At 67.6% G+C, this 20,945-nt stretch carries 22 protein-coding genes and 1 pseudogene; 17 read left to right on the top strand and 6 right to left on the bottom strand.

Annotated features, from left to right (window positions below; genetic code table 11):
• The first annotated feature begins 263 nt into the window (after positions 1 to 263).
• The 4 genes from IWX65_RS15420 to IWX65_RS15405 all read left to right on the top strand — a co-directional run bounded on the left by IWX65_RS15420 (position 264) and on the right by IWX65_RS15405 (position 4,400).
• Positions 264 to 671 carry a hypothetical protein gene (locus tag IWX65_RS15420; protein WP_196884237.1) on the top strand — a complete coding sequence of 136 codons (408 nt, stop codon included), beginning with the start codon at positions 264 to 266 and terminating at the stop codon, positions 669 to 671.
• 88 nt (positions 672 to 759) lie between these two features.
• Positions 760 to 1,062 (top strand): DUF3039 domain-containing protein, encoded by a 303-nt coding sequence (locus IWX65_RS15415; protein ID WP_026532815.1) that lies wholly within the window; start codon positions 760 to 762, stop codon positions 1,060 to 1,062.
• A 33-nt stretch (positions 1,063 to 1,095) separates the two neighbouring features.
• On the top strand, positions 1,096 to 2,607 hold the full coding sequence (locus IWX65_RS15410) for an MFS transporter (protein ID WP_196884234.1): 1,512 nt from the start codon (positions 1,096 to 1,098) through the stop codon (positions 2,605 to 2,607).
• Entirely contained in the window at positions 2,604 to 4,400 is a 1,797-nt protein-coding gene (locus IWX65_RS15405) for a DEAD/DEAH box helicase (RefSeq protein ID WP_196884233.1), read from the top strand. The genes IWX65_RS15410 and IWX65_RS15405 overlap by 4 nt, the downstream gene beginning before the upstream one ends.
• Here IWX65_RS15405 and IWX65_RS15400 read toward each other — a convergent pair.
• The 5 genes from IWX65_RS15400 to IWX65_RS15380 form a co-directional block, all read right to left on the bottom strand.
• Positions 4,384 to 4,566, bottom strand: coding sequence for a hypothetical protein (locus IWX65_RS15400; protein WP_196884231.1), 183 nt, complete (start codon positions 4,564 to 4,566; stop codon positions 4,384 to 4,386). The genes IWX65_RS15405 and IWX65_RS15400 overlap by 17 nt on opposite strands.
• A gap of 24 nt (positions 4,567 to 4,590) precedes the next feature.
• Positions 4,591 to 5,400, bottom strand: a complete 810-nt coding sequence (locus IWX65_RS15395) for a hydrolase (RefSeq protein WP_196884229.1) — start codon at positions 5,398 to 5,400, stop codon at positions 4,591 to 4,593.
• A 97-nt stretch (positions 5,401 to 5,497) separates the two neighbouring features.
• Entirely contained in the window at positions 5,498 to 5,737 is a 240-nt protein-coding gene (locus tag IWX65_RS15390; RefSeq protein WP_334683915.1) for an SDR family oxidoreductase, read from the bottom strand.
• A 24-nt stretch (positions 5,738 to 5,761) separates the two neighbouring features.
• On the bottom strand, positions 5,762 to 6,385 hold the full coding sequence (locus tag IWX65_RS15385; RefSeq protein WP_196884227.1) for an isochorismatase family protein: 624 nt from the start codon (positions 6,383 to 6,385) through the stop codon (positions 5,762 to 5,764).
• Entirely contained in the window at positions 6,382 to 7,704 is a 1,323-nt protein-coding gene (locus tag IWX65_RS15380) for a nicotinate phosphoribosyltransferase (protein WP_334683914.1), read from the bottom strand. The genes IWX65_RS15385 and IWX65_RS15380 overlap by 4 nt, the downstream gene beginning before the upstream one ends.
• Before the next feature lie 76 nt (positions 7,705 to 7,780).
• Between IWX65_RS15380 and clpS the strand changes: the two genes are divergently transcribed.
• The 8 genes from clpS to IWX65_RS15340 all read left to right on the top strand — a co-directional run bounded on the left by clpS (position 7,781) and on the right by IWX65_RS15340 (position 13,649).
• Complete coding sequence (gene clpS, locus IWX65_RS15375; protein ID WP_196884223.1) at positions 7,781 to 8,089, top strand: ATP-dependent Clp protease adapter ClpS; 309 nt, start codon at positions 7,781 to 7,783, stop codon at positions 8,087 to 8,089.
• A gap of 3 nt (positions 8,090 to 8,092) precedes the next feature.
• Entirely contained in the window at positions 8,093 to 8,659 is a 567-nt protein-coding gene (locus IWX65_RS15370; protein WP_196884221.1) for a DUF2017 domain-containing protein, read from the top strand.
• Between the two features lie 74 nt (positions 8,660 to 8,733).
• Positions 8,734 to 9,654: a glutamate racemase gene (gene murI / locus IWX65_RS15365; protein WP_196884219.1), complete on the top strand. Its 921-nt coding sequence runs from the start codon at positions 8,734 to 8,736 to the stop codon at positions 9,652 to 9,654.
• On the top strand, positions 9,651 to 10,448 hold the full coding sequence (locus IWX65_RS15360) for an MBL fold metallo-hydrolase (RefSeq protein ID WP_196884217.1): 798 nt from the start codon (positions 9,651 to 9,653) through the stop codon (positions 10,446 to 10,448). The genes murI and IWX65_RS15360 overlap by 4 nt, the downstream gene beginning before the upstream one ends.
• A 25-nt stretch (positions 10,449 to 10,473) precedes the next feature.
• Complete coding sequence (gene rph, locus IWX65_RS15355; protein WP_334683913.1) at positions 10,474 to 11,271, top strand: ribonuclease PH; 798 nt, start codon at positions 10,474 to 10,476, stop codon at positions 11,269 to 11,271.
• Positions 11,264 to 11,905: an RdgB/HAM1 family non-canonical purine NTP pyrophosphatase gene (gene rdgB, locus IWX65_RS15350; RefSeq protein WP_196884216.1), complete on the top strand. Its 642-nt coding sequence runs from the start codon at positions 11,264 to 11,266 to the stop codon at positions 11,903 to 11,905. The genes rph and rdgB overlap by 8 nt, the downstream gene beginning before the upstream one ends.
• 54 nt (positions 11,906 to 11,959) lie before the next feature.
• The gene (locus IWX65_RS15345) at positions 11,960 to 12,631 is read left to right on the top strand and encodes a DedA family protein (protein WP_334683912.1); all 672 of its coding nucleotides are present in this window, start codon (positions 11,960 to 11,962) and stop codon (positions 12,629 to 12,631) included.
• A gap of 28 nt (positions 12,632 to 12,659) precedes the next feature.
• Complete coding sequence (locus IWX65_RS15340) at positions 12,660 to 13,649, top strand: exonuclease domain-containing protein (RefSeq protein WP_196884214.1); 990 nt, start codon at positions 12,660 to 12,662, stop codon at positions 13,647 to 13,649.
• 49 nt (positions 13,650 to 13,698) lie between these two features.
• On the opposite strand, the gene IWX65_RS15335 is transcribed toward IWX65_RS15340, so the two are convergent.
• Positions 13,699 to 14,787, bottom strand: a complete 1,089-nt coding sequence (locus tag IWX65_RS15335) for an ADP-ribosylglycohydrolase family protein (protein ID WP_196884212.1) — start codon at positions 14,785 to 14,787, stop codon at positions 13,699 to 13,701.
• A 150-nt stretch (positions 14,788 to 14,937) separates the two neighbouring features.
• On the opposite strand from IWX65_RS15335, the gene IWX65_RS15330 reads away from it, so the two are divergent.
• The 5 genes and pseudogenes from IWX65_RS15330 to IWX65_RS15310 all read left to right on the top strand — a co-directional run.
• Entirely contained in the window at positions 14,938 to 15,699 is a 762-nt protein-coding gene (locus IWX65_RS15330; protein WP_196884210.1) for an aquaporin, read from the top strand.
• Positions 15,700 to 15,726: 27 nt separating this feature from the next.
• The gene (locus IWX65_RS15325) at positions 15,727 to 15,984 is read left to right on the top strand and encodes a hypothetical protein (RefSeq protein ID WP_196884208.1); all 258 of its coding nucleotides are present in this window, start codon (positions 15,727 to 15,729) and stop codon (positions 15,982 to 15,984) included.
• A 51-nt stretch (positions 15,985 to 16,035) separates the two neighbouring features.
• A complete protein-coding gene (locus IWX65_RS15320; RefSeq protein ID WP_196884206.1) occupies positions 16,036 to 17,199 on the top strand; it encodes an exonuclease SbcCD subunit D in 1,164 nt (387 codons plus the stop codon).
• A gap of 16 nt (positions 17,200 to 17,215) precedes the next feature.
• Positions 17,216 to 20,377 carry an AAA family ATPase gene (locus IWX65_RS15315; RefSeq protein WP_196884203.1) on the top strand — a complete coding sequence of 1,054 codons (3,162 nt, stop codon included), beginning with the start codon at positions 17,216 to 17,218 and terminating at the stop codon, positions 20,375 to 20,377.
• A gap of 73 nt (positions 20,378 to 20,450) precedes the next feature.
• A pseudogene (locus IWX65_RS15310) lies at positions 20,451 to 20,945 on the top strand (hypothetical protein); the annotation flags it as partial.

Genomic DNA, 20,945 nt, shown 5'->3' with positions numbered 1-20,945 from the left:
AGGAAACAGTTTTGCTCCCAGAACTCACTGCAGCATAATCAAAGAACTGACCCGCACGGTGTCGAGAAAACTCCACCACTCAGCGGGACGTAACCGGACCCATCACCGCTTTCCTGCTGGCGTGGTCCATCTCGGCGGATATCGCCTATGACAACACGGCGTTCTCGCTGCACCTCTCGACGGGCGTCAGCGGGCGGGCGGACCGTGCCGGCCGGGCCGCGGGGCTCCTGATCTTCGGCATTCCACTTGCCCTGGTCTTCACCGTGGTGCCGGTTCTGCTGACGGGCAACCCGCAGGACCTTCCCGTAATACTGGGCCTGTCCGCCGGTCTGTTACTGACGGGTACCGGGCTTTCCTGCATGGTGTCGGCCCGCTACACCTATAACGTGCCGCTTCCCGGGGAGAGCCCCTTCAAGACTCCTCCCGGCACCAACTTCGCGATGTTCGGCATCCAGTTCGTCGGATGGCTCGTGCTGCTCGTGCTCGCGCTGCCGGAGATCATCCTGACGGTCCTCTATTTCGTCACAGGCGATCCGCTGTTCGGTTGGCTGACGCTTCTGGCCGGAATGATCCTCGGTGCCGGAGCACTCGTTGTCGGGGTCCGCATCGGGGGCCGCTGGTATGACTCGAGGGGCCCGGAACTGCTGTCGGCGGTATCCGTCAACAAGTAGGCAGCAGCCGAGAAGTGCGATGGCAACGAGGCGAAGTCCCGCGATCCGCGGAGGCCCTGCGGCGAAGGGCGGACGATAGACTGGCGACATGAGTATGCCCTCAGATCCCTTTGACAATGATCCGCTGGACAACCCGGGAACGGGAGGTTCAACGGCAACCATCGAGCGCGAAGAAGTGCGTGAAGAGGTTGAGCCCGGTGACCGCGAGCGGTTTGCGCACTACGTGCGCAAGGAAAAGATCATGGAGTCGGCCTTCACCGGGGAGCCGGTCATCGCCTTGTGCGGAAAAGTGTGGACCCCAGGGCGCGATCCCGAGAAGTTTCCTGTCTGTCCCGAGTGCAAGGACATCTACAACGGATTGCGTCCAGGCAAGGACGACCCGAAGAAGTAGGGCCGGGATCCGACACGTGTCATTCCAGCCTCGATGAGTGAGACTTCCAGATCCCCCCGATCCACCGGGGCCATGTCTCCGGAGCTGCGGCCGCTGACTGTCGGCATCCTTGCCATCATCACCTGTGCCGCCTTCGAGGCGATGGCCGTGGTCACCGCCATGCCGTCCGTCGCGAGCGAGCTTCAGGGCGAAGCGAGCTACGGGCTCGCCTTCTCGATGTACCTGACGGCGTCCCTGCTCGGAACGGTCCTCGCGGGGTCCTGGTGCGACCGGCGGGGTCCGCGCCCGGCGCTCGGTGTGGGAATGTCCCTCATGATCCTCGGCCTCCTCGCCGCCGGCGCCGCGCCGGCTTTCTGGCTCGTGACGGTGGGGCGGGCCATCTCCGGTCTGGGCGGCGGCTTCATGATCGTTGCGCTCTATGTGGTGATCGCCCGCGCCTACCCCCAGCACGTCCAGCCCGTCGTGTTCGGCTGGCTGTCCGCGGCCTGGGTGGTGCCTGCCCTGGTGGGTCCCCTCGTTGCCGGCGTCGTTGCCGAGAACCTGGGCTGGCGCTGGGTGTTCCTCGGCGTCGCGCCCATCGTATCGGCGGCGGTGCTGATCGTCTGGCCGAAGACGGGGGAGCTCGACCCGACCGGAGGAGACGGCGCCGGAACGGGTGAGCAGGGCATCAGGAACTCCGGCACCGATAACGCCGGCTCGACCGCCGGAGGCTCCGGACGGCAGCGCGCCCTCCGGGGCGTCGGTCTCGCCGGGGGAGTCTTCGCCGCACAGTGGGCACTCAGCCGGCTCGCCGCAGACGGCAGCGGCAGCGCCTTTTCGGTGACTGCATACCTCCTGCTCGCCGGAGCGGGCCTGATCACCGTTTTCCTGACCCTGCCCGGGCTACTGCCTCCGGGTACCCTGATGCTCGCGAAGGGCCTCCCGAGCATCATCGCCACGCGGGGGTTCGTGAACGTGGCATTCTTCGGCGCCGAGGCCTTCATCCCGCTCATGCTCGTCTCCGCGCGCGGATTCGATGCGGCCACGGCAGGCCTTGCCCTCAGCGCCGGAGCCCTGGGCTGGACCGGCGGGTCCTTCCTGCAGGTCCGGGTGCGTTTCCGGCGGGAGTGGTTGCTCGTGGCCGGATCAACGGTCCTGTCACTTTCGCTCGGAGGGTTCGCGCTGGCGTCGTCGGTGGAGGCGCCTCTCTGGCTTCTGGCAATGGTGTGGGCCTTTTCCGGATTCGCGATGGGCATGACGCTCTCCAGCACCTCCGTGCTGGTGCTGAAGCTCTCCTCCGCCCATGAGCAGGGCCGGAACTCGGCATCCCTCCAGATCTCGGATCAGCTCGGGGGAGTGGTGGGAACAGCCGGAGCGGGCGCCCTCTTCGCGCTCTTGCGGGACCCTGCCGAGCCGGGGCAGGTTTCGGTCTTTGTTGCGATCTGGCTGGCTCTGTGTGTGTTTGCCGCAGCAGGTATAGTTTCGGGTCTGAGAGGGGCACAGGCCAACGACGCCGGTGCTTCCCAGGATCCCAGAAAAGCGATGGAAGGTACTGTCCCGGCGTGAGTAGTGACACCCTGTTCGGTGCCGGCGCAGCCCTGCCCCCCGCCTATCCGGAGCGGGCAGCTTGGGGCACCGCACCCAAGCTGCGGCAGTGGCAGAGCGAAGCACTCGAAAAATACTTCGCCGGATCATCCCGTGATTTTCTGGCCGTAGCCACCCCCGGCGCCGGAAAGACGACTTTCGCCCTTCGGGTGGCCACCGAGTTGGTGGAGCGGGGAATCGTGAACCGTATCACCGTGGTCGCGCCGACGGACCACCTCAAGCGGCAGTGGGCCGACGCCGCGGCGCGGGTGGGGCTTGCGATCGACCCGAACTTCAAGAATGCCGACGGGCGGCACGGCGGCAGCTTCATCGGGGTCGCGGTGACGTACGCGCAGGTTGCGAGCAAGCCGATGCTCCACCGCGCCAAGACCGAGGGCGCGAAAACGCTCGTCATTCTCGACGAGATCCACCACGGCGGTGACGCGCTGTCCTGGGGTGACGGCATCCGCGAAGCCTTCGAGCCCGCCGTCCGGCGTCTTGCCCTGACGGGAACCCCCTTCCGTTCGGACACCGCAGCAATCCCCTTCGTCGACTACGTGGCGGACGGCGACGGCATTCGCCGGTCACGGTCCGACTACACCTACGGCTATGGCGAGGCGCTGCGCGACCACGTGGTGCGTCCCGTGATGTTCATGGCCTATTCGGGTCAGATGCGCTGGCGCACCAGTGCGGGCGAGGAAATGGCGGCGTCGCTCGGCGAGGCTGCGGTCACCAAGGACATCACTGCGCAGGCCTGGCGGACCGCGCTCAACCCATCCGGCGAGTGGATTCCCGCGGTCCTCGCCGCAGCGGACAGGCGTCTCACCGAGGTGCGGCGCACTGTGCACGACGCCGGCGGGCTGGTGATCGCGACCGACCACGACGACGCCCGCGCCTATGCCGGGCAGCTCAAGAAGATCACCGGAGAATCCGCCACGGTGATCCTTTCCGACGATGCCAAAGCCTCCTCGAAGATCGAGGAATTCTCCGACGGCGACAAGCGGTGGATGGTAGCGGTCCGGATGGTGTCCGAGGGTGTGGACGTCCCCCGACTGGCCGTCGGCGTGTATGCGACGTCGACCGCCACACCATTGTTCTTCGCGCAGGCGGTCGGGCGCTACGTGCGTGCCCGACGCCGGGGCGAGACGGCGTCGATCTTCCTGCCTTCGGTGCCCAACCTCATGGCGCTGGCCAACCAGCTCGAGCTCGAGCGCGACCACGCTCTGGACCGCCCCGAGACGGGAGAAGAGGACGCCTTCGCGCTGGAGGACAGCCTGATGGAGGCTGCGAACCGCGAGGAGAAGGCGTCGGATTCACTCACCAAACAGAAGTTCGAGGCGCTCGAATCACAGGCGTCCTTCGACCGCGTGCTGTTCGACGGCGGCGAGTTCGGAACCGGCGGCGAGATGGGCAGCGAGGATGAGCAGGACTTCCTCGGCATCCCCGGCCTGCTCGACGCCGACCAGGTGGGACACCTGCTGCGTCAGCGCCAGCAGGAGCAGCAATCCCGACGTCGTGGGCGCGCAGGCGCACCTGCGGCGCCCGCCGGGCTGCCCGCGGAGGGGCAGGTGGTGGATCACCGGCAGTTGACCGAGCTCCGCGGACAGCTGGCCAAGAACGTGTCGGCCTGGTCGGCCCGGACCGGCACACCGCACGGCATGGTGCACACCGAACTGCGCAAGGCCTGTGGCGGGCCGGCCGTGGCGCAGGCCAACGAGGAGCAGCTCCAGCGCCGCCTGAAGAAACTGCAGGACTGGTTCATCGGGCGCAAGTAGGGCCCTCCGCGTACGCGGCCGGCGACGCCTGGTGGCGGGGAAGGAGCGGTGAGCAGAAGCGCGCCTTCCAGAAGCGCGCGAGGGACCTGTCCGAAGCATGGACGACGGCGGCAGCCCAGCCGGGCGGTAGCAGCGTCGACTGCGGATGGTCCTCCTGCTCCGCCATGGCATCCTGCGCAGAAGCTTCATCCTAGGTGAGGTGATCGAAGTCGCCGCGAATCCAGGAAATGTACCGGTTGGCGGAGAAGCGCACCACGTCGCGCGCATCGGCGGCGATAGCGCCGCCGAGGTTGTCGTACAGCCGGTCGAAGGTGAACACTTCGGTTGCCTGGGTGATCCGTTCCACCACTGCTGCTGACAGCGGGATCCGGTTGGGGTAGCTGCGCAGGAACGTCACCGACGCTCGATCCGGATTCGTCTGGATCGTGTCCCCTGCGAGCAATACTCCCTTTCCGCCGGCACCGGACGCCCAATGTGCGATCGCGCTGCCGGGGAAGTGGCCGCCGGGCTGGGAGAGCGTGAGCCCGGGCAGGATCTCGAGCGTCCCTGACCATGGGTGGATCGCCGGGTCCGGTCGCGCGACCCAGTGCAGGTCCGGCGCGGCGACGAGCACTGGGACACCGCCGAGTTTCCTGCTCCATTCCACCTGCACCCCGAACATGTGGGGATGGCTCGCCACGATCCCGACTACCTCGCCGAGCTCGCGGACCCGCTGCACGGCGTGGCCGTCGACGTAACCGTTCGGATCCCAGAGGAGATTCCCGGCTCCGGTGCGCACCAGGTGGGCCTGCTGTCCGATACCGACTTTGGGCTCAACGGTGATACCGAAAAGATCCGGCTCCAGCTCCGTCACACGGGTCCGGTGACCAGCCTCGGTCAGTTCGGAGAGGGTGGTCCACCGTTGTCCGGCGACGGGCACGTATTGCCGCTCGTCGGCGCAGATGACGCAACCGTCGGCGTCCTCCTCGTGCTCGACAGCACAGGCTCGACAGATCCACATGGCGGTCGCCTTTCCTGCGGTGCGTTGGTGGGGGCCGTTACCGATCGCGTCTTTTCAATGGTAGGTGTACCCAGCCGCCCTCGTCCCGCAGGGCGGGCTACCAGCGGCGGAATCCGCCCTCGGTATCCAGTACCTGACCGACCATCCACCTGCCTTCGTCGCTGATCAGCCAGGCGATGAGGCGGGCCGGATCATCGGGCTCTCCGAAACGGCCCGTGGGGAAGTGGGCGAGCACTGATTCGAGCACCTCGGAGGGCCGGTCGGCCGTTCCCATGTCGAGGTAGCCGGTGTTGACCGGACCCGGGTTCACCGTATTGAGGATGATGTCGCGGTTGATCAGGAACGAGCAGGGGCTTGCTGCCTAACGCAACAGCTCCACGCCCGCAGCCTCCAGTTCGTCGAGGGTGTCGGCGGTGCGCTCACCGTCCACGCCGCGCGTGAGCGCAGTGAGCAGCGAGACCGAATATCCGGCCTGCAGTGCGTCCAGCGCGGTGGCACGTACGCAGTGGTCCGTGGCCAGGCCGGCGAGCACCACTTCCTCCACCTCGTGCTCGCGGAGCCAGTCATCGAGGGTCAGGAGGGGCTCGTCCGTTTCAGGAAGGGCGCCCGCGAGCTTCCGCTCACCGCTCGGCACTTCGTCGTCGGGCGCCTTGACGCCCTCGAAGCCGGAGTACGCGGCCTCGTACTGCCCCTTCCGGAAGACGGCGTCGATGCCCTCGGTGTCGAGGTCCGGGTGGAACTCTGCGCCCTTGGTGCCCGCGACGCAGTGCACAGGCCAGGAGTCGATGTAATCCGGGGCGTCGGAAAAGTGCGGTCCCGGGTCGATGTGCCAGTCCTGGGTCGCAACCACATAGTCATAGGTGCCGGCGTGCGCGTCCATGTGGTCGCTGAGGTCGGCGGCCACTGCGGCTCCGCCGTCGACGGCGAGCGAACCGCCCTCGCAGAAATCATTCTGGACATCGACAAGAATCAGGGCGCGTGTCATGGGTTGTTCTCCTCGTATTCGGTGGGGATAACAGGTTCGCCGCGCTGCAGGCGCCGGATGGCTCCGGGCAGTTCAGCGAGCGATCGCTGGTGGCATTCGGCGGCGCGCCGGACGGCTTCGGGACCTGTCCAGCCGGGAAGGACCTCGCCGTCCCGGACGAGCTGGTGCAGGAGCGTGCGGTCATCGCCGTCGTCGGCGGGCGGCATGCCGACGCCGAGTACCTCGGCGGTCGCCCCGCCGTTGCCGTCCAGCCGGCGGAGCGCGTATTTCCGTCCGCCCACGGAGGCCTTGTTCTTTGCTGCCTTCGCCACCGAGACGAACCGGCCGTCGTCGTCCTGGCGGCTCACGAGCTTGTAGACCAGGCCGGCGGTCGGGGCGCCGGACCCGGTGACCAGCGACGTCCCTACCCCGTAGGAGTCAACCGGCGCCGAGGCCAGCAGGCCGATCGCGAATTCGTCGAGGTCGGAGGTCACCACGATCTTCGTGCTGGTGTTGCCGAGGTCGTCGAGCAGTTCCCGCACCCAACGGGCCTGCGCCACGAGGTCGCCGGAATCCAGGCGCACGGCTCCGAGATCCGGCCCCGCGACGTCGACGGCGGTGCGGACGCCCTTCTCGACGTCGTACGTGTCCACGAGCAGGGAGGTTTCCTTGCCCAGTGAGGCGACCTGCGCCTCGAAGGCCTCCCGCTCGCTGTCATGGAGGAGGGTGAAGGAGTGGGCGGCGGTGCCCACCGTGGGAACGCCGTACCGGCGGCCCGCCTCGAGGTTGGACGTGCTCGCGAAACCGCCGATCACGGCGGACCGTGCGGCGGCCACGGCGGCCTCCTCGTGCGTGCGGCGCGACCCCATCTCGATGCAGGGGCGTCCGGCGGCCGCCCCCGTCATCCGCGAGGCTGCTGCCGCAATGGCGCTGTCGTGGTTCAGGATGGACAGCACGAGGGTTTCGAGGATGCAGGCTTCGGCGAAGGTCGATTCGACGATCAGGATGGGCGAGTGGGGAAAGTAGGCTTCCCCTTCCGCGTATCCGAAGATGTCGCCGCGGAAGGAGAAATCCGCGAGCCACTCGAGTGTCGGATCGTCCACGACGAAGTTCGACGAGAGGAAGTCCAGTTGCTCCGATCCGAACCGGAAGGCTGCCAGGGATTCGAGCAGCCGCCCGGTGCCTGCCACCACGCCGTACCGGCGGCCGTCCGGCAGGCGCCGCGCAAAGGCTTCGAACACGGATCTGCGGTGTGCCGCTCCGGAATGGAGGGCCGCCTGCAGCATGGTGAGCTCGTACTGGTCGGTGAACAGGGCGGAATTCGTCGGGGCAGTGGTCACCCTCAAAACCTTAGCGGTGCGGATCCGGTGAGAGTACCGGAACCGGTCGGCTTCCCGGCGTCCTAGACTGGAAACTATGACAGTTGGCTTTGCGACGGACACCGGCACTCGGGAAGAGGTGCAGTCGGAAGTAGGAACAGCCCTCGACCAGCCGTGGATCGTGGTGGTGTGGAATGACCCGGTGAACCTCATGAGCTACGTGAGCTTCGTCTTCCAGGACTACTTCGGGTACAGCGAAGCGAAGGCCCGCCGCCTGATGCTCGAGGTGCATGAGAAGGGCAGGTCCGCCGTCGCCTCGGGGAACCGTGAAACGGCTGAGCAGGATACCGTGGCGATGCATTCCTACGGATTGTGGGCCACCTTCGAAAAAGCCGGAAGCGAGTAGCGCGTGGCCAAGGCGTTCAAATCGACTCGGCGCGGCATCTCCGGCTCCCTCGAGCCCGGCGAGGTGCGGCTGCTCGGGAACCTGTTCCGCGACATCATCTCCATGCTCGAACCGGAAACCGCGGCCAGTTCCGACCCGCTCGCGGCGATGGTGGGAATGGACACCGAGGCGGTGGCGCCGTCGGACTCCGCGGTGCGTCGCCTGCTGCCTGACGGCGTCCGCGCCAACGACGACGAAGCCCTTGAGTTCCGCCGGCTCACCGAGCGCTCCCTCCGGGAGCAGAAGATCAGTGCGCTCCGCAGCAGCGCGCTGCTCCTCGAAGGCAATCCCGTGCTGCTGAACCCCGGGCAGGCCCGGCTCATGGCGCAGGCACTCAACGATGTCCGGCTGGTGCTGGCCGACCGCCTGGGCATCGAGACGGAGGACGACGCCGAGAAACTCCACGACGTGGGGGATTCCTCCGACGTCGAGGACGTGGAGTCCTACCTGGCCCTGGTCTACAATTTCGTGACCTGGCTCCAGGAGTCGCTCGTCCAGGCGCTGCTGGTGACGGGCCGGCAGGAGCGCTGACGATCCGGCTGTGACAAGAACCACTCCCGTCGAGTTCGTTCTTTGGGAGCGGCAGGTCCTATTGTCAATAGACTATGAGCCCAGACACTGCCGTCGGTGCACGATGGAAAGAAACCGGAGCGCCGATCGGCATCTTCGACTCCGGCGTCGGAGGACTCACCGTTGCGCGGGCGGTCATCGACCAGCTCCCGCACGAGTCCATCATGTACGTCGGCGACACCGCGAACGGCCCCTACGGACCCCTCCCGATCGCTGCGGTGAGAGCGCATGCGCTGGCGGTCATGGACGACCTCGTCGATTCCGGTGTCAAGCTCCTCGTGATCGCCTGCAACTCCGCTTCCGCTGCCGTGCTGCGCGACGCCCGCGAACGCTACACGGCTCGATACGGGATCCCCGTGATCGAAGTGATCCAGCCAGCGGTCCGCCGCGCGGTCGCGTCGACACGGAGTGGGCGGATCGGCGTCATCGGCACCTCCGCGACCGTCGGGTCGCGCGCCTACGACGACACGTTCGCCGCCGCACCCCACCTCACCGTCACCTCGGCTGCGTGCCCGGCGTTCGTAGAATTCGTCGAGGCCGGTGTCACGGCAGGGCCGGATCTGCTCCGCACCGCCGAGAAGTACCTCGCGCCGCTCCAGGCGGCCGACGTCGACACCCTCGTGCTCGGATGCACCCATTACCCGCTCCTCACGGCGGTCATCTCCTACGTGATGGGCGACGGCGTCACCCTCGTTTCGAGCGCCGAGGAGACGGCGAAGGACGTCTACCGTGCGCTGGTGTCCAACGGCCTCCTGGCCGATGACACCTCGGCCGCGGCACACCGTTTCATCGCCACGGGGAACGCAGCTTCCTTCGAGGTGCTTGCCCGGCGATTCCTCGGCCCCGAAGTCCTCAGCGTGCAGCACGTGGACCACCTGGCGGAGCAATACCCCACGGGCAGCATGGCCATCCTCACACCGGACGTGATCGCGGCCGCCGGGAATGCGGACCGATGAAACTCACCATCGTGGGTTGCAGCGGCTCGTTTCCCGGGCCGCAGTCGCCGGCGTCGTGCTACCTGCTCTCCGCGGAAGCCGACGGGCGTACCTGGCGGATACTGCTGGATCTCGGCAACGGTTCCCTCGGCGCGCTGCAGCGCTACATCGACCTGCGCGAGATCGACGCCGTGTTCCTCTCCCACCTGCATCCCGACCACTGCATGGATCTGTGCGGGCTGCACGTGGCGGTGCACTGGGACCCGTCCGGATGGAATCGCCCTCGGATCCCGGTCTGGGGTCCGGCCGCCACCGCCGACCGGATGGCCACCGCCTACGGCCTCGAACTGGACCCCGGCATGCACGAGGACTTCCAGTTCAGCTCCTGGACCGCTCGTGCGCCCGTACAGGTGGGGCCGTTCACGATCACGCCGTTCCCGGTGCTGCACCCGGTCGAGGAGGCCTACGCCCTCAGGGTGGAGGTGACCGAGGCCAACGGGGACGGCGCCGAGGAGCGGAGGGTGCTCACCTATTCCGGAGACACCGACGCCTGCGACGGGCTGATCGAGGCGGCTTCGGCGTCGGACATCTTCCTCTGCGAGGCCGCTTTCCACGAGGGGCGCGACGATGCCATCAGCGGTGTCCACCTGACCGGGCGGCGTGCAGGCCAGGTGGCGACGGCGGCGTCGGTCAAGCGGCTCCTGCTCACGCACCTGCCCGTGTGGAACGACGCGAACGTGACCGTGGGTGAGGCCCGGTCGAGCTACACGGGAAGCCTCGCCGTCGCTGTGGCCGGCGTCTCCTACACGGTGTGATCTGCTGCCGGTTTAGACTGGCACCATGAGCCCAGCCACCAGCCCCTCCTCCTCAGTGCCCTCCGCCGCCCTGCCCGCTGCACCGGAACTCCGGGCCGACGGCCGCACACCGGACCAGCTGAGGAACATCAGCATCACGCGCGGGTGGTCCAAGCAGGCCGAGGGATCCGCGCTCATCGAATTCGGCAACACCCGGGTCCTGTGCACCGCCTCCCTGACCAGCGGCGTGCCCCGCTGGCTCAAGGGTGAGGGCCGGGGATGGGTTACCGCCGAGTACGCGATGCTTCCCCGCGCCACCAACACGCGGTCGGACCGGGAATCGGTGAAGGGGAAGATCGGCGGACGCACCCACGAGATCTCGCGGCTGATCGGCCGCTCGCTGCGCTCCATCATCGACACGAAGGCGCTCGGCGAGAACACCATCGTCCTCGACTGCGACGTGCTCCAGGCCGACGGCGGCACGCGCACCGCTGCGATCACCGGGGCCTACGTGGCGCTCGCCGATGCAATCCGGTACGCCAAGGACAAGAAGCTCATCCCCGCCTCGGCGTCACCCCTCACCGACACCGTCGCAGCCGTCAGCGTCGGCATCATCGACGGCGTCCCCATGCTCGATCTTCCCTACGTGGAGGACGTGCGCGCCGAGACGGACATGAATGTGGTGGTCACCGGCTCCGGCAAGTTCGTGGAGGTGCAGGGCACCGCGGAGGGCGCCCCGTTCGACCGCGACGAGCTCGACGCGCTCCTCGACCTCGCGCTGCTGGGCACGGCCCAGTTGGCCGAGATCCAGCTCGACACCCTGAAGGACTCCCCGCTTGCCTGAGCCGGCTGCGCCCCGCCTGGTCCTCGCCACACGCAACCCGGGCAAACTGCGCGAACTGCGCGAACTGCTGAGGGGCCAGGTGGCCGGACTCGACGTCGACACCCAGGTGATCGACGCCGAAACGGCAGGTGCCCCCGACGTCGTCGAGAGCGGGGTGACGTTCGCGGCCAACGCTGTCCTGAAAGCCGAGCAGACGGCCCGGGCAACAGGCCTGATCGCGGTGGCCGACGATTCCGGGCTCGCCGTCGACGTCCTGAACGGAGCGCCCGGCATCTTCTCTGCGCGGTGGGCAGGGCGCCATGGCGACGACGCCGCGAACCTCTCGCTGCTCCTTGCCCAGCTGTCCGATATTCCCGCAGGCCAGCGTGGTGCGGCCTTCCGGTGCGCCGCAGCGCTCGCCGCGCCGGAGGGAGTCCTGTCCGTCGAGGAAGGCGAACTCCGCGGAACGCTGCTCACCGCACCCCGTGGCTCCGGGGGCTTCGGCTACGATCCGGTGCTGGTGCCGTCCGGCATGGACCGTACCTGCGCCGAATTGAGCGGCGTCGAGAAGAACGCGATCAGCCACCGGGGCCTTGCTTTCCGTGCCCTGATGCCCTCCCTCGTCCGGGCCCTGCAGGAGCAGGAACCCGTCTGACGGGAGCACCCGGTTTGGGGGATGTCGGTGGGCATGAGGCAGACTTGAGAGGTTATGACTACACTTCTGCGCCCGGTACTCATGTCCTCTCCCGACGGATCCGCGTTGGGCGGTATCGCCGACTGGGCGGTCAACTTGATGGAGACCATCGGCGCACCCGGTGCGGGCCTGGCGATCGCCCTGGAGAACCTTTTTCCGCCGCTGCCCAGCGAAGTCATCCTTCCGCTGGCCGGGTTCACGGCGAGCCGGGGGAACTTCTCCCTGTTCGAAGCGATCTTCTGGACCACCCTCGGTTCGGTGGTGGGCGCCCTCGCGCTGTACGGGCTGGGAGCGGCACTCGGACGACGACGGATGCGCGCGATCGTGGCCAAGGTACCCCTGATCGACGTCGAGGACATCGATAAGGTCGAGGCATGGTTCAACCGGCATGGCCACAGTGCCGTGTTCTTCGGACGCATGATCCCGCTCTTCCGAAGCCTGATCTCCATCCCGGCCGGCATCGAGCGGATGTCCCTGACCGTGTTCCTGGTCCTCACCACGGCGGGCAGCCTGATCTGGAACTCCATCTTCGTGCTCGCAGGGTTCTACCTGGGGGAGAACTGGCACATCGTCGAGGAGTATGCGAGCGTCTTCCAGCGGATCGTCATCATCGCCGTGGTGCTGGTAGCCGTCTACTTCGTGGTGACCAAGGTGCGCAAGTACCGCCGGAGCCCGAAGGCGAAGTAGGAGCCGCTGCAGCGGCTAAACTTGTCGGGTGGGAATTGAGTTCACGGCCATCGACTTCGAGACGGCCAACGGGTTTCGGGGATCACCCTGCGCCGTCGGATTGACCAAGGTTCGGGCGGGCCGAGTGGTGGAGGAAGCCTCCTGGCTGATGAGGCCGCCCGCCGGCCACGACCACTTCGATCCGAGGAACATGGCCATCCACGGCATCACCGCCGATCAAGTGGCCCGGGAGCCGAGGTTCGGTGACCTTTTCGCCGAGATCGGCGGCTTCATCGGCAGTGACGTCCTGGTGGCCCACAACGCGGCATTCGACCTCGGCGTCCTGCGCTCGGCCCTCGAGGTCTCCGAACTGGCAGGACCGGGATGGGACTATGCGTGCACGGTCCTGCTGTCCCGGCGCAACTATTCCCTGGCGTCGTACTCCCTTCCGTTCGTCGCCGAAGCGGCGGGCGTTCCGCTTCTCAACCACCACGACGCAGTGGAGGACGCGCGTGCCTGCGCCGGGATCCTGATCGACATGGCGCGGCTGAACTCCGTGGACACGGTTGAGGCGCTCGTGGCATCCCACCAGTTGCCGATGTCCCGTGCCGAAGCTTATGAGCCGGGCGTCCACGAGATTTCGAAGGCCACCCGGACGGCGCTCGGGAAGGGGCCGTCGACGCCGTGGGCCGGCTGGCCGGAGGAGGGACCGAACCCTCCCGCCAACGCCCAGGCGGACCCCACCCATCCGCTGTACGGGGAGACCGTCGTCTTCACGGGAACCCTCGGCCTGCCGCGGCCGCAGGCGAAGGAGAGGGCTGCCCGGCTCGGCGCGCAGCCTGCGAGTGCCGTCACGCGGAAAACCACCGTCCTGGTGGTCGGGGACGGTTTCGTTGCTGCCGACCTCCGGAACGGCCGCATCACCGGCAAGGCGAGGCGCGTGCTCGACCTGCATGAGCGCGGGCAGCGCATCGAGGTGCTCTCCGAAGCGGAGTTCCTCCAGATGACCGGCGGATTCTGGCCGGTGACCAGCCCATAGGGAAGCCGGTGCACCCCGACTGTTGCTGACGATGTGCATCACCGCAGGATCAGAGCCGGGACTTTTCTCCTGCAATGGCACCGATCAGGGCGGACGCCGTTTCCCGGACCGCGTCGGCTCCCTCGACCCGGTCCAACGCTTCGCTGGAGAACGCCTCGATTCCGTAGAGCGCGCCGATCAGGTTCCCGGCCAGCGATCCCGTGGTGGCGGGATTGCCTCCGTTGTCCACAGCGAGCTGCAGCGCAGCAAGGGCGTGTTGACGGGCGCTGGGACCGGGAATGCCACCGGGGCCTCTTCCTGCAGCATTCCCGGGCGCAGCGGCGAGCACCGCGTAGACAGCCAGGGCCAGCGCCCCGGTCGCCGTTCCGCCGGAACCGAGCTCGGCCTCGATGTCCGGGGGAGCCGGTGCGTCTGCGGTAGCCAAGCCCACGGCACGGGTCAGTGCTGCGGCGAGGTCGCCGTTCCCGGCCTCGATCGCCTGCTCTGCTGCCCGGTCGACCGCGTCGGCGAGTGGGCAGGATTCGACAACCATCCGGTGGATCAGGGTCGCGAAAACCACGGCACCGGTCTTCGCCGCACTGTGGCCATGGGTGAGGGCCGCGGCGTCCCTCGTGAGTTTGTCCACCATGCCGAGGGGAATGCGGGGCACCAGCCCGAAGGGCGCGGAGCGGGACAGTGCTCCGGCATCCTGCGCGGATTGGTTGACCGGGCGGTACCCGGTCCCCATCTCGCCGGTTCGCAGGCCGGTGATCGATGTGCTCCCCGGATTGCGGCGCGTGTGCAGCACGGTGTGGCGGTCGATCGGGCGGGGAGGCGGCGACGGCGCGATCGGGGCGGGAACTTCGCCCTGGGTGGCGAGCCAACGGAGGTAGGCCAGCCAGAGGCACGCGGTCTCGTCGGCGGCGACGCCATCGTTGGCCCACTCCAGTGCGTCCACGAGGCCGTCCACCGTGTACAGCGTGAGCTGGGTGTCCTCAGCGAACGGAAGACTGCCCACCGGGCCGCGCGGGTGCTGCAGCAGTGCGAGGGGATTCTCCGGCGTCGTCGGCTGCTGCTGTGCGTAGCCGAGGGCATTGCCGAGGGCTCCCCCAAGGAGGCAGCCCAGAACCCGGTCAGGATATGTCGGTTGAATTGCCACCGAACCAGTCTAGGCGGACGGGCGCTGTAGGACCCGCCTCCTGGCCGGTGCACTGCGGTTTCAGGAACCGCCCAGTCTAGGATGGAACGCTGAACCGGTTCGGCCCGTTGATCTCCGAACCCAGCCCGTCAATCAAGGGAACTCTCCTTCATGTCGCACGAACTGCCGCACGCCCTGTCCGCCGAACCGCGCCGGGAAGGCGACGCCCCGGTTTCGTCCCGCACCTACGGGCTGGGAGCGAGGTCGGCGGCCGAGGGAGCCGGATCCTTCCTCCTCGTCCTGGCCGGAATCGGCGTCACGACCCTGAATACCGATGCCGGCATTGCCCCCGTCCTTGCTTTCGGGTTCGGCCTGCTCGCGGCGATGATCGCGTTCGGACATGTGTCCGGTGGGCATTTCATTCCCGCCGTCACCCTTGGTTCAGCCGTTGCCGGCAGGACGCCATGGCGCTCGGTGGTCCCCTACATCGTGGCTCAGGTCCTCGGAGCGGTGGCGGCAGCCGGCCTCCTGTGGCTGATCCTCAGCGCCAACGACCAGTTGCCCGCCTCGACCACGCTGTTCTCCGTCGGCGCGAACGGCTTCGACGACCATTCGGCCGTACAGTTCCCCCTTGCGAGTTCGTTCCTCGCCGAAGTGGTGGCCACGGCACTTCTCGTTGCGGTGTTCCTCGGTGCGACGGCGCGCCTCGCCAACAAGGCGGTGGCACCTTTCGCCGTCGGCCTGACCTATGCCGCCCTGCTGACGGTGCTGCTGCCGATCACCAACGGCTCGATGAACCCCGCTCGTTCGACCGCGGCAGCCATCTTCTCGGAGAGCTGGGCCCTCGAGCAGCTGTGGCTCTTCTGGGCGGCGCCGGTGGTCGGAGCGGTCCTCGCCGGCCTGATCTACCGGAGCGCGGATATGTCGTCCTAGGAAACCGCACCTCCCGCTGACGCCGCTGTGGTAACCGCGCCCGCGTCCCCGGCCGCTCCCTCGACTGCGTCCCCGGCCGCGCCCTCGGCCGCGTCCCCGGCCGAAACTTCGTCCCCGGGATCGCGGTCGTTCTTCGACCAGGACGACAATGACGCCGCCCACGATGACGCCGCCCACAACGACACCGCACACCACGACACCGCACCCGTCACCGGAGGTACCGTCGACGCGGCTATTGCCCGGCGCGACGGCGATGACCCCTCGTTCGAGAAGGCCGGAAGGTAGGCCCGCGACGCTTCGTCCCTGATTGTCCGACCAGCGAGGTAGGTTCTGACCATGCGGTTACTCCACACTTCCGACTGGCACCTCGGCCGGTCGTTCCACGGCACCGGGACCCTCGCCGCGCAGCGTATCTTCCTCGACAACCTCGAGAAGACGGTGAGGGAATCGGAGGTCGACGTCGTCCTCATTTCCGGAGACGTCTACGACCGCGCCCTCCCGGGGGTGGACGTCGTCGAACTCTTCGACGACGCGCTGGAGCGCCTGACCGCCGCTGGAGCGCAGGTCATCATCTCCAGTGGAAACCACGATTCCGCTACCCGGTTGGGATTCGGAGGCAGGATTCTCGAACGCGGTGGCGTGCACCTGCGCACCCGTCTCGAGGATCTTGCCCGCCCGGTGCTGCTGCCCCTCGGTCCGGGGGCGGAGCTCGCGATCTACGGGGTGCCCTACCTGGAGCCGCGAATCGTCGCAACCGCACTCAACGCCGAGCGGCCCACCCACGCAGCAGTCACGGAGGCGGCCCTCGAACTGGTCGACGCCGACCTTCGACGGCGGCGGCGTTCGGGGACCGTCCACTCGCTGGTGATGGCACACACCTTCGCGAGCGGCGGCACCAGTTCGGACAGTGAACGGGAACTGGCCCTCGGCGGACTGGGGGCGGTGCCCCTCAGCCTCTTCGAACGGTTCGACTACACAGCCCTGGGGCACCTCCATGGCCAGCAGCAACTGACCCCCACGGTGAGATATTCGGGCTCGCCCCTGCCCTATTCCTTTTCTGAAGCGAGGCAGACGAAGGGAGCCTGGCTCGTGGAATTCTCGGCGGCCGGCCTTGGAGGAATCATCCCCGTCCACTGGCCGGCGCCCAAGCAGCTCGCGGTGCTGGAGGGACGCCTCGACCACCTCCTGAATGATGAAGCCCTGGTCTGGGCCGAGGCCGCCTACTGCCAGGTGACGCTGACCGATCCCGAGCGCCCGCCACGCGCCATGGACCGGTTGCGCGAACGCTTCCCTGAGACTCTCGTCCTTGTCTTCGCCCCCGAGGGGAAATCGTCCGAGGACACCCGGACGTACAGCCAGCGGATCGCCGACGCCAAGGACGATGCCGGCATCTGTTGCGGATTTCTCGAACACGTTCGGGGCCGGCAGGCGTCACCGGGAGAACGGGCGCTCATCGACACCACCATCGACGCGGCGCTGGGCTCCGCGGCGGAACGCTGAGAGGGGGACACCTTCCATGAGGCTCCATTCGCTCTCCATCCAGGCCTTCGGGCCGTTCGCCGAGAAGCAGAGCGTCGATTTCGACGCGCTCGCCGCCCAGGGGCTGTTCCTGCTCAATGGACCCACGGGTGCGGGGAAATCGAGCGTGCTCGACGCCATCTGCTTCGCGCTGTACGGTTCACTCCCGGGTACACGGAATGCGGCCAAGCGGTTGCGGAGTGATCATGCCCCGGTGGGCCTCGCCCCGGAGGTGGAGCTCGAATTCACGGTGGCGAACCGCCGGTTCCGGGTGGAACGTTCGCCGCAGTGGGACCGGCCCTCGAAGCGGGGCGGCGATGGAACAACCACCGAGCAGGCGCGAACCCTTCTGAGTGAACTGGTGGGGGAGGTTTGGGTCCAGAAGTCGAGCCGCAACGACGAGGCGGCCGGTGAGCTCCGGGCACTGCTCGGTATGGACAAGGAGCAGTTCACCCGGGTGGTGATGCTGCCGCAGGGGGAGTTCGCCGCATTCCTGCACTCCGACGCGAAATCGCGCGGGGCACTCCTGCAACGGCTTTTCTCGACGGACCGGTTCGAGAACCTCGAGGTGCTGCTGACGGAGAAGGCACGGGCCGCTGCGTCGGCGCTCGCCGCCGCCGAGGCCGAGCAGCATCACACGCTGAGGCGCGCTGTCGACGAAGCAGCCCGCCACGGCATCTCCCTCGAGCCGCCCGAGGCTGATTCCTCCGATTCTCCCGATGCTGTTTCTGCTGATTCTCCCGATTCCGGGGCTGCCGGGTCCGTCGTCCAGTCGGAGGTTGCTGCCGGAGAACGACCGGATGTCGCGGATGGGCCGGCCCTGCTGAAGGTGCAGCGGCTCCTGGAACTGCTCGGAGTCCGGTGCCGGGAGGCCCACAGCGAGAAGCAGGCGTTGTCGCAGGCACTCGATGACGGCGCTGCTTGCCTTGCCCGTCTCCAGACGCGCCGGGCCGGCGCCGTCGCCCTTGACCGCCTGCGGGAAGCGCAACGAAAGCACGACGGCGAGCGGAGCGAGGTTCTGGCACTCCGCCTGGCGCTGGAGAGGCACCAGGCTGCCCGGCTGCTCGAGGGTGAGCTACGGGCCGTGGAGGAAGCTGCCGAGGAACATGGCGCAGCGCAGGAAGCGAAAGCCGAGGCTCTGGCCGCGCTGGAGGACAGCGGGCCGGCGTGGGCGTATCTTCGCAAAGGGGAACCAGGGAAGGTGCCCACGGAACTGCTGACCCCGGCTCGACTGGCAGCAGCGTGCACGGAAGCGTCGGCCGAAGCCGGCGTGCTGCGGGCAGCGCTGCCCGACGAGGACCGGCTGACGGCGATGCGCCGCGACCGCGGAAACGCTGCCGCCGACGTGGAGCGCCTCCGCGACCGGGAACGGGAAGCCGTCCGGCGGGCCGAGGAGCTGCAAAGCTCGAGGAAGTTCTCAGAGGAACGAGCACAGGCACTGGGGGAGGTTGCCCGCGGCACGGAGAGCCGGAACAGGGAACTCGAGGCAGCCGCAGCTGTCGAGGAGGTCATTCGCGACCACGGAGCCGCAGAGCAGCGGCGGGTTGCTGCCGAGGCGGCCTATGAGGCCGCGTTCCGGGAACACCTCGAGCTCAAGGAGTCCTGGCTCTCGAAGCTGCAGTTGCGCCTGGAGCAGGCGGCAGTTGAACTTGCCTCCCAACTGATCGACGGCGAAGGATGTGCGGTGTGCGGCAGCACCGAACATCCCCGACCGGCCGAGTCCCACGGCACTGTCCGGGTGACCCACGGTGAGGAGCAGTTGGCGCGCGAGGCGCAATCCGCAGCCGAGCAGCGTTTGGACGAGGTACGGGTTGAGCGCGACGCCGCCGGCATGGAGACGACGCGCCTGGCGGCACTGGGAGGCACGGGCTCCATCGACGGGGCCCGCGTCGGGACGGAGCGCGCCCGTGACCGGCTCAGGGAGGCGCAGGAGGCAGCCCGGCAGTACGCACAGGTCGGCGCCGACCTCGTTCAGTTGCAGGAGAAGGCGCAGCAGGTCGCCGCGGAGCTCGAGCAGGACCGTCAGGGTGCAGCCGATGCGGCGGCGCGAGTCTCCAGTCTGCAGGCACAGGAGACCGAGCTGTCCCAACGGCTTGAGGGCTTCCGGGGTAATTTCCCAAGCCTTCGGGACCGGGTCGACGCCATCGCGGAAAGCTCCGCACTGCTGGCCGGCGCGCAGGAATTCCTCGAATCAGCAGCGCGGACCGGACTGCGTCTGGAAAAGGTCAACCGGACGCTGGAGGGTGTTCTCGAAGCGTCGATCTTTTCCGGGAGGGACGAAGCGCGCGCGGCGCTTCTTCCGTTGCGGACAGTCGAAAACCATGGCGAAGCCATCCGCCGTTACGACAGCGCCGGACACCGTCTGGCGATCGAGGAGGAGGACGTCGCAGTCCGCTCCGCGCTGGCGGACGAGGAGAAGGGACTCCACGCGCCCACGCCGCACGAGCTGGACGCCGCGACTACGGCGCACGGGCATCTCATCGAGCAGGCAGGAGACGCGGCCATGGCTGCCCAGCTGCTCGATCAGTCGGTCCTCCAGATCAGGACCTACCGCACGCTTCTGCGCCGGCAGGAAGAGGTGGCGGTGCCGCTGCGTGAAGAGCACCTCCTGATCTCCTCGGTGGCGGACTCCGCCAGGGGAGGAGGCGAGAATTCCTACAAGATGTCCCTGAGTACGTATGTCCTGGCGTCCCGGCTGGAACAGGTTGCGGAGGCTGCCACCGAGCGGCTGCTCGACATGTCCGACGGCCGGTATGCGCTCGTCCACAGCGACGCTCGTGCGGGGAACAAGCGTTCGGGGCTCGGGCTGAACGTCATCGACGGGTGGACGGGTAATCGGAGGGACACCTCCACGCTTTCGGGCGGAGAGTCCTTCATGGCATCGCTGGCCATGGCACTCGGCCTCGCCGACGTCGTCCAGCAGGAGGCGGGAGGTCTCGACATCGAAACCCTCTTCGTCGATGAGGGGTTCGGTTCGCTCGATGACCAGGCACTCGAGCAGGTCATGGATGCGCTCGAGGGGCTGCGCAGTGGAGGTAGGGTGGTGGGGCTTGTCAGCCACGTCGCCGAGTTGAAGCAGCGGGTTCCCGCGCAGTTGCAGGTCGTCAAGGGCCGTCAGGGCTCCACCCTGAAGTACGTGGAGCAACGTCAGGGCGTGTAAAATCGGAGGCGTTACCGGGTTGGGCGCATCGGGAGGAGGGACGATGCGCGCCTGAGCAGTACCCGGAAGAAGAATGTACAAAATTCCAGATACGCCGGAAACGGCACCCGTCACCTCATCCAGGAAAAGCAGGCTCGGCCGCTTCGGAGTGCTGCCGAAACTCGCGGGACGGTCTTTCCTCCCCATCGGCCTTTTCGCCCGGCTCCCGCTGGCCATGCTCACCGTCGGAGCCCTGACCCTCGCGACCTCCGCCAGCGGCTCCTATGCAGTGGGGGGCTTCGCAGCCGGGGCGGTAGGCATCGGGTCGGCCCTCGGGGCCCCGGTCCTCGGATTCCTTGCGGACCGTCTCGGACAGCGTCCGGTCCTGATCACTGCCGCGCTCCTCAACACCCTCGCGATCGCCCTTGTTGTCGGCTCCATCTATTCGGTGCCCGGGTTTTCCGGTGGCGCCCTTGTCCTCGTGTTGCTTTCTGTGAGGTGTACTACTGATGTGAGACAGTTTTTGAAAGGATTGTTCTCATGTCTGCTCGACCAAGTTATACCAATGAATTCAAGGCTGATGCCGTGG

The organism is Arthrobacter sp. CAN_A214 (genome assembly GCF_015751955.1).
Lineage (GTDB): Bacteria > Actinomycetota > Actinomycetes > Actinomycetales > Micrococcaceae > Arthrobacter_D.
The sequence above is the reverse complement of the archived record's forward strand: the minus strand, read 5'-3'. Positions and strand labels throughout refer to the sequence as shown.

Bases quoted from the DNA above. Each gene is read 5' to 3' on its own strand.
- IWX65_RS15415 (WP_026532815.1), top strand. From the start codon at position 760: ATGAGTATGCCCTCAGATCCCTTTGACAATGATCCGCTGGACAACCCG.
- IWX65_RS15410 (WP_196884234.1), top strand. From the start codon at position 1,096: ATGAGTGAGACTTCCAGATCCCCCCGATCCACCGGGGCCATGTCTCCG.
- IWX65_RS15400 (WP_196884231.1), bottom strand. From the start codon at position 4,566: ATGGCGGAGCAGGAGGACCATCCGCAGTCGACGCTGCTACCGCCCGGC.
- IWX65_RS15395 (WP_196884229.1), bottom strand. From the start codon at position 5,400: ATGTGGATCTGTCGAGCCTGTGCTGTCGAGCACGAGGAGGACGCCGAC.
- IWX65_RS15385 (WP_196884227.1), bottom strand. From the start codon at position 6,385: ATGACACGCGCCCTGATTCTTGTCGATGTCCAGAATGATTTCTGCGAG.
- clpS (WP_196884223.1), top strand. From the start codon at position 7,781: ATGACAGTTGGCTTTGCGACGGACACCGGCACTCGGGAAGAGGTGCAG.
- murI (WP_196884219.1), top strand. From the start codon at position 8,734: ATGAGCCCAGACACTGCCGTCGGTGCACGATGGAAAGAAACCGGAGCG.
- IWX65_RS15360 (WP_196884217.1), top strand. From the start codon at position 9,651: ATGAAACTCACCATCGTGGGTTGCAGCGGCTCGTTTCCCGGGCCGCAG.
- rph (WP_334683913.1), top strand. From the start codon at position 10,474: ATGAGCCCAGCCACCAGCCCCTCCTCCTCAGTGCCCTCCGCCGCCCTG.
- IWX65_RS15345 (WP_334683912.1), top strand. From the start codon at position 11,960: ATGACTACACTTCTGCGCCCGGTACTCATGTCCTCTCCCGACGGATCC.
- IWX65_RS15330 (WP_196884210.1), top strand. From the start codon at position 14,938: ATGTCGCACGAACTGCCGCACGCCCTGTCCGCCGAACCGCGCCGGGAA.
- IWX65_RS15320 (WP_196884206.1), top strand. From the start codon at position 16,036: ATGCGGTTACTCCACACTTCCGACTGGCACCTCGGCCGGTCGTTCCAC.
- IWX65_RS15315 (WP_196884203.1), top strand. From the start codon at position 17,216: ATGAGGCTCCATTCGCTCTCCATCCAGGCCTTCGGGCCGTTCGCCGAG.